This is a genomic window from Ruminococcus sp. CAG:330 (assembly GCF_000437175.1).
In the GTDB taxonomy this organism is placed as follows: Bacteria; Bacillota; Clostridia; order Oscillospirales; family Ruminococcaceae; genus Ruminococcus_C.
On record NZ_FR898075.1, the window covers coordinates 3,591 to 9,354 of the forward strand.

A 5,764-nucleotide genomic window follows, 5' to 3' on the forward strand; every position below is an offset into this window, starting at 1 on the left:
TTCAAAACGCATCCGGCACCGGCAGAAGTTCCGGATGCTGCGGAAGCATAGAACTGGTGCTGCATCAGCACATCTACCACACCGGCGGTAAATGCGCAGCGGTCTGCACCGCCCTCCAGAGCAAGTCCGATCATTTTCGTTCCTCCTTTCTCACGAATACATACCGCAATTCCAGACAGCACATCTCAGCATTTCTTCGCATCAACGCACATTTTGGAATTGCGGCACGTGTCGTTTTATCCATACAACTGTTTTCTATTATACGAAATTTCTCGAATTCTGTCAAGTTTTCGTGCGCAAGCTTTACAAATCGCCTGAAATATGATATGATTTGTAACATGGAATCTATGAATATTGGCGTTTGAAAAAGCGCTGAAAAGAGGACAAAGGAGGAAAAGCATGAGACAAAATCGTGTGTTAGGCGTACTCACCGCATTAACGATTGCTGTAACATCCGGCAGTGCCTTACCGGCACTCTCTGTTTCTGCCGGACAGCTTCTAGGGCAGACAGACTTCGAGGATGGTGTCGGTCTTCCGTGGCACGTCTGCGAATCGGCGTCCGGAAAGATGTCGTTCGAGGTGACAGATAGCGCATACCGCATTACCGTCGATAATCCCGGCGGTGCTTCCAACGGCGGGGAAGACCGGTGGGACTGCCAGTTCCGGCATCGTGGTTTGACGCTGGTTTCCGGCTGCACCTATGAAGTGGCATATGATATCACCGCCAGCAACAACTGCACCTATTATACCAAAATCGGCGATATGTCCGAGCCGTTCACCGAGGATTGGCATGGCAATCCGGATGACAGTCAGTTCGATGCATTCTGGAATGTGCAGAATTTGACTGCCAACCAAACCGTTTCTTTTCACGGGACGTTTACTGCAAAGCGAACTGCAGAGGTGGAGTGGGCGTTTCACGTTGGCGGAGATACCGTCTCCGTCGGAACCGTCTTTACCTTTGATAATATGTCCCTAATCTGCACTGACAATGACGAATACGACTATGTTCCAACGCAGGAGTGGCAGCGGGCGGACATCGTTACTAACCAGATCGGTTATTTTCCGGACTGCCGGAAACAGGCGACGCTGATCTCTGATGAAACCGATGCCGTTGATTTCTCTCTGTGTGATGAATCGGGCAAAGAAGTGTACACTGGCGCTTCCAAGCCTATGGGCGAGGATCCGGACTCCGGCGATTCGGTGCACATTCTGGATTTCTCAGAGTTTAAAGAAGCAGGAACATACACGCTTCAGGCAGGGAACGCTGCCAGTCGGGAATTTGCCATCGGCGGAACAGAAGTCTACTCCGGCATGCTGTTCGATGCCCTCAACTATTTCTACCAGAACCGCAGCGGCATCGCCATTGAGAGCCAGTATATCACCTCCGGGGATGCCGCAGCACTGGCACGCAGTGCAGGACACTCCAATGACACCGCACGCATCACAACGGACTGGGACGATCTCCAGAGCAACGGCGGTTCACAGAATGTCTCCGGCGGCTGGTACGATGCCGGCGATCATGGAAAATACGTGGTGAACGGCGGTATTGCTCTGTGGATGATGCAGAACCAGTATGAGCGTGCCGTTTCCCGTAAGACAGAAGACAGCTATGCTGACGATACCATGCAGATTCCGGAACAGCAGAACGGCTATCCGGACTTGCTGGACGAGGCGCGCTGGGAGATGGAGTGGATGCTCAAGATGATCGTGCAGGACGGCACGTATCAGGGCATGGCATATCACAAGGTGCACGACATCAAGTGGACAGCTCTCGGCATGGCACCGGCAGACGATCAGGAAGAACGCATCCTCAAACCGCCGACGACATGCGCAACCCTGAACCTTGCAGCGTGTGCAGCACAGGCAGCACGTCTTTGGGAACCGTATGATGCGGATTTCGCCAAGGAGTGTCTGACCGCAGCAGAGAATGCCTATGAGGCTGCCAAAAAGCACGATGATCTCTATGCACCTTTGGATCAGTCCATTGGCGGCGGTCCTTACGGGGACGACTGTGCAGACGATGAATTTTACTGGGCAGCCTGCGAACTGTATCTGACCACCGGCGAAAAGGCATACCTGAAAGATCTGGAGAAATCCGACCTTGCCTATACCGTTCCCACTACACTTTCCGCTGGTGAAGATGCAGACACTGCCGGAAGTTTCGACTGGGGCAACACAGCAGCCCTCGGCACACTCTCCTTTGCTCTGCACAAGGATGACTTGGAGAAAAAGGTTGCCAAGAAGGTCACAAACGCCATTACAGATGCTGCGGATGTGCACCTCGGCCGGGAGGAACAGCAGGGCTACGGACAGCCCTACGCCCAGAGCAAGCTGAGCTATGCGGATGACGATACGGGATATGTCTGGGGCTCAAATTCCTTTGTGGCAGATAATACGGTGATTCTGGCAGCAGCCTATGACCTCACAGGGGAGCAGAATTATCTGAACGGCGTAATAAGCGCCATGGATTACCTGCTGGGCAGAAATCCCATGGATGTATCCTACATCACCGGCTACGGCAGTCACGCTGTGCAATATCCCCACCACCGCTACTGGGCGCACCAGATCTCGGAGGAGTATCCCATGGCGCCGGCTGGCGTTCTGGTCGGCGGGCCGAACTCCGGCATGCAAGATCCGTGGGTACAGGGCAGCGGTTGGAAGAAGGGAGAGATCGCACCGGCAAAGTGCTACTTGGACAACATCGAAGCGTGGTCAGTGAACGAGTGTACCATCAACTGGAATGCACCGCTGGCATGGCTGACTGCTTTTGTTTGCGATGCCAACGGCGGAATTGTTGCCAATACCGGTTCTATGGCGTCGGAACAGCTGGACCCGTCTGCCGGAGATTCCGAGGAGAGTTCGCAGACATCCGCCGGCAGCAATCAGCAGAATCAAGCAAATGATTCCACGGAGAAATCGTCATCCGGTGCGTTCCCGTGGACACTGGTCATTGTACTCGGCGCAATCCTGCTGGGAGCAATTATTGTGGAAGTGTTCATTTATAAGATCGTCAAGCTGAAAAAGAACTAGGCAAAATCTGATCAGCTCCCGAAAAAAGCTGTACGAGGGTTTTCTCGTACAGCTTTTTTCATGATTTGAGCGGCTCGCCATGGGGACAGAGCGCTGGCAGACAGAGCAGAATTTGCGTTGCCTTTTCCGCTGCTGCCAGTTCCAGCGACTTTTTCGGCACGGGAAACGATGGCGGATTCTCCGCATGCTCCTGACGAAGTGCTGCACACGTTAGTACAGCAGCAGCCATTCTCAGCCGATGATAAGATTGAAACAGATAGAACTCCCTCCTTTTTGGAACAGATTCTCAGTATAGCATATTATGAATTTGCTTGCAATATGTTCGACAAAAGTACTTTTTTCCAGACAAAAGAAGACCGCCTCCGGGGTGCATCCCGAAGGCGGCTTCTGCGCAACTGAATTTATATGGAATCTGCGGATTGCTCCGCAGCATCCAACGAAAAATAAGATAACAGGGTATCTGTTTAGGCGACTTCTGGTAGGACAACACCCTTTTTCAGCGGGATGTTGGCATAGATTTCTGTTTCCCCTGTGGCGATTACAGCATATGCCCGCTTGGCACGCTCGTAAAAGGCGAACCGTTCCACAAATTCAAAATGACATCGCTCCGGTTCGGCTGCTGCGATAATGTCCCGATAGACATCCCAGATGACGGGTGCTGCCGGATCTCCCGGCACTACTTCCATGAGTGCGACCGGCTCCTTGGCGTAGGCATCCAGCGGAAAGAACTGCATCACAGCACGCAGCACCTCCGGCACACCGTGCCCGTCCAAACGAACCAGCCGCTGCGCCAGCGCTGCTGCCGGAAAATTGCCGTCTGCAATTACGATTTCATCACCGTATCCCATTTCCATCAGGATCTTCAGGAGATCCGGTGTGAGGATTGCAGGAATGTGTTTCAGCATAACAATTCCTCCTGTTGAGAATGTACTTTTTCACGCCCTATTTATTATACAGTTTTTTCTTTCAAATGTCCAGCTTTTTCAGCGGAAATTTACATTTCATCTGAGAGATTTGCAGAAAACCTGTTTTTTGTGACGCAACATTCTCCGGCATCTAGCATTTCAGGAGGTCTCCACACATATCTTTCCTCATGCATTACAAAAAAATAACAGACAAATGACAAATCCGATTTTTCGTGCAGCTTTCCGAAAAAAGCCGCAAAAAAATCCTGCACTCTGAAAAAATGCTATTGACGAAAATCCAGATTTAAGATATAATGATGATAAGAGGAACTCTTCTCCATGCTGTTTTCCTGCGGGACAACGCAGAACCGGTACGGGAAGTCCGAGATAGACGAAAGGAGAGCGACAAACGCTTGAAACATGTGCAAATATCTGCGTCAATACTCAGCGCAGATGTAGCAGATCTTGCCGCAGTTGCCGCCGATCTTCGGCAGGCAGGTGTTGACATGCTGCATTTTGATGTAATGGATGGACAGTTCGTTCCAAATATCACCTTTGGCATGCCGGTTCTGGCAGCACTCGACCGGCATTCGGATTTATTTATGGATGTTCACCTGATGATTGAGGATCCTGAAAAATACGCAGTGCAATTTGTAGAGGCCGGCGCAGATCTGGTGACATTTCACGTAGAGAGCCGCAGCGACATTGCTAAGACCATCCGCCTGATTCACGAGGCTGGTGCAAAGGCAGGCATCGTGCTCAAACCGGACACACCGTGGGAAACTGCCATTCCGTACCTGGATTCAGTGGAAGTGGTGCTTGTCATGACGGTGGAACCTGGCTTCGGCGGACAGTCCTTCATGCGGGAAATGATGAAAAAAGTGGAGGCGCTCTGCAGCTATGCCGAAGCGCATCATCTGACCTATCAGATCGAGGTGGACGGCGGAATCAACGGCGAAACGTCGCAGGAAGCCATTCGTGCCGGCGCAGAACTTCTGGTCATCGGCAGCTATCTCTTCCGGCAGGAGGATAAACGTGCTGCAATGACCGCAATTCGGGAACAAGCAGATACAATTGCGCATGTGTGAACCTGTTCAGTGATTCCTGAGAGCTGATTCAACATCCTTCGGCTCGAAACATTGTTTTCGCCTGCACAAAGGCAAATCAAGGGCAGCACTGCGCAAAGCCGTCAGGCGCATTTTGCGCAGTGCTGCCCAAGGAGGAATTGACGTGAAATCCAAACGACAGCCTAAGGTACACAAGTACTCCAAGCATCGCCGAAAAAATGCCAATCCGGCACAGACTGCCCTGTCGGTTGCGCTGACGTTTTTGATTGCCGGGGCAATTGGTGTTGTGGGATACAGCGTGGCAAAACCGCTTTTGCAATATGACGGGAAAGTGCAACCAGATCTTTCTGTTGCAGAAACAGCACAGCCTGCGACAACCGCAGTTCCTGTGGCAACGCAGACGGAAACAGTACCGGCAACAGAAGCTCCGACGGAGGCTGCTGCCTGCGAATCCGGCGTGCGTCTTTCCGCAGAGGCACTGCAAAGTGCGGATGCGCTGCAGCAGGCGCTTGCGAAAGCGAGGAGCGATTCGCCGAATGGAAAGCTTCTGGTGATCCCGCTGAAAGTGCAGGGCGGTGCTGTGCTCTATCAGACGAACGTGGAAACCGCAAAGCAATGCGGTGCAGCACAGGGCAATCTGACACTGCCGCAAATTACAGCGGCAGCAATGGAACAGGGCTGGACGCCGGTGGCGGAATGCAGCTTGCTCTATGACAACCTGCTGCCGAAATTCCGTGTGGAAGCCGGATACCAGACCGCAGA

General features: G+C 52.3%; 4 protein-coding genes and 1 pseudogene. 3 read left to right on the forward strand and 2 right to left on the reverse strand.

The window, feature by feature from the left end:
- The first annotated feature begins 399 nt into the window (after positions 1-399).
- Positions 400-3,030, forward strand: coding sequence for a glycoside hydrolase family 9 protein (locus tag QZL66_RS08450; protein WP_022411281.1), 2,631 nt, complete (start codon positions 400-402; stop codon positions 3,028-3,030).
- A 58-nt stretch (positions 3,031-3,088) separates the two neighbouring features.
- On the opposite strand, the gene QZL66_RS08455 is transcribed toward QZL66_RS08450, so the two are convergent.
- Both QZL66_RS08455 and QZL66_RS08460 read right to left on the reverse strand, forming a co-directional pair.
- On the reverse strand, positions 3,089-3,259 hold the full coding sequence (locus tag QZL66_RS08455; protein ID WP_227794092.1) for a hypothetical protein: 171 nt from the start codon (positions 3,257-3,259) through the stop codon (positions 3,089-3,091).
- Positions 3,260-3,494: 235 nt separating this feature from the next.
- A complete protein-coding gene (locus QZL66_RS08460) occupies positions 3,495-3,935 on the reverse strand; it encodes an RbsD/FucU family protein (protein WP_022411282.1) in 441 nt (146 codons plus the stop codon).
- Positions 3,936-4,357: 422 nt separating this feature from the next.
- Between QZL66_RS08460 and rpe the strand changes: the two genes are divergently transcribed.
- A complete protein-coding gene (rpe, locus tag QZL66_RS08465) occupies positions 4,358-5,023 on the forward strand; it encodes a ribulose-phosphate 3-epimerase (RefSeq protein ID WP_293602101.1) in 666 nt (221 codons plus the stop codon).
- 142 nt (positions 5,024-5,165) lie between these two features.
- Positions 5,166-5,764, forward strand: a pseudogene (locus QZL66_RS08470) (hypothetical protein); the annotation flags it as partial.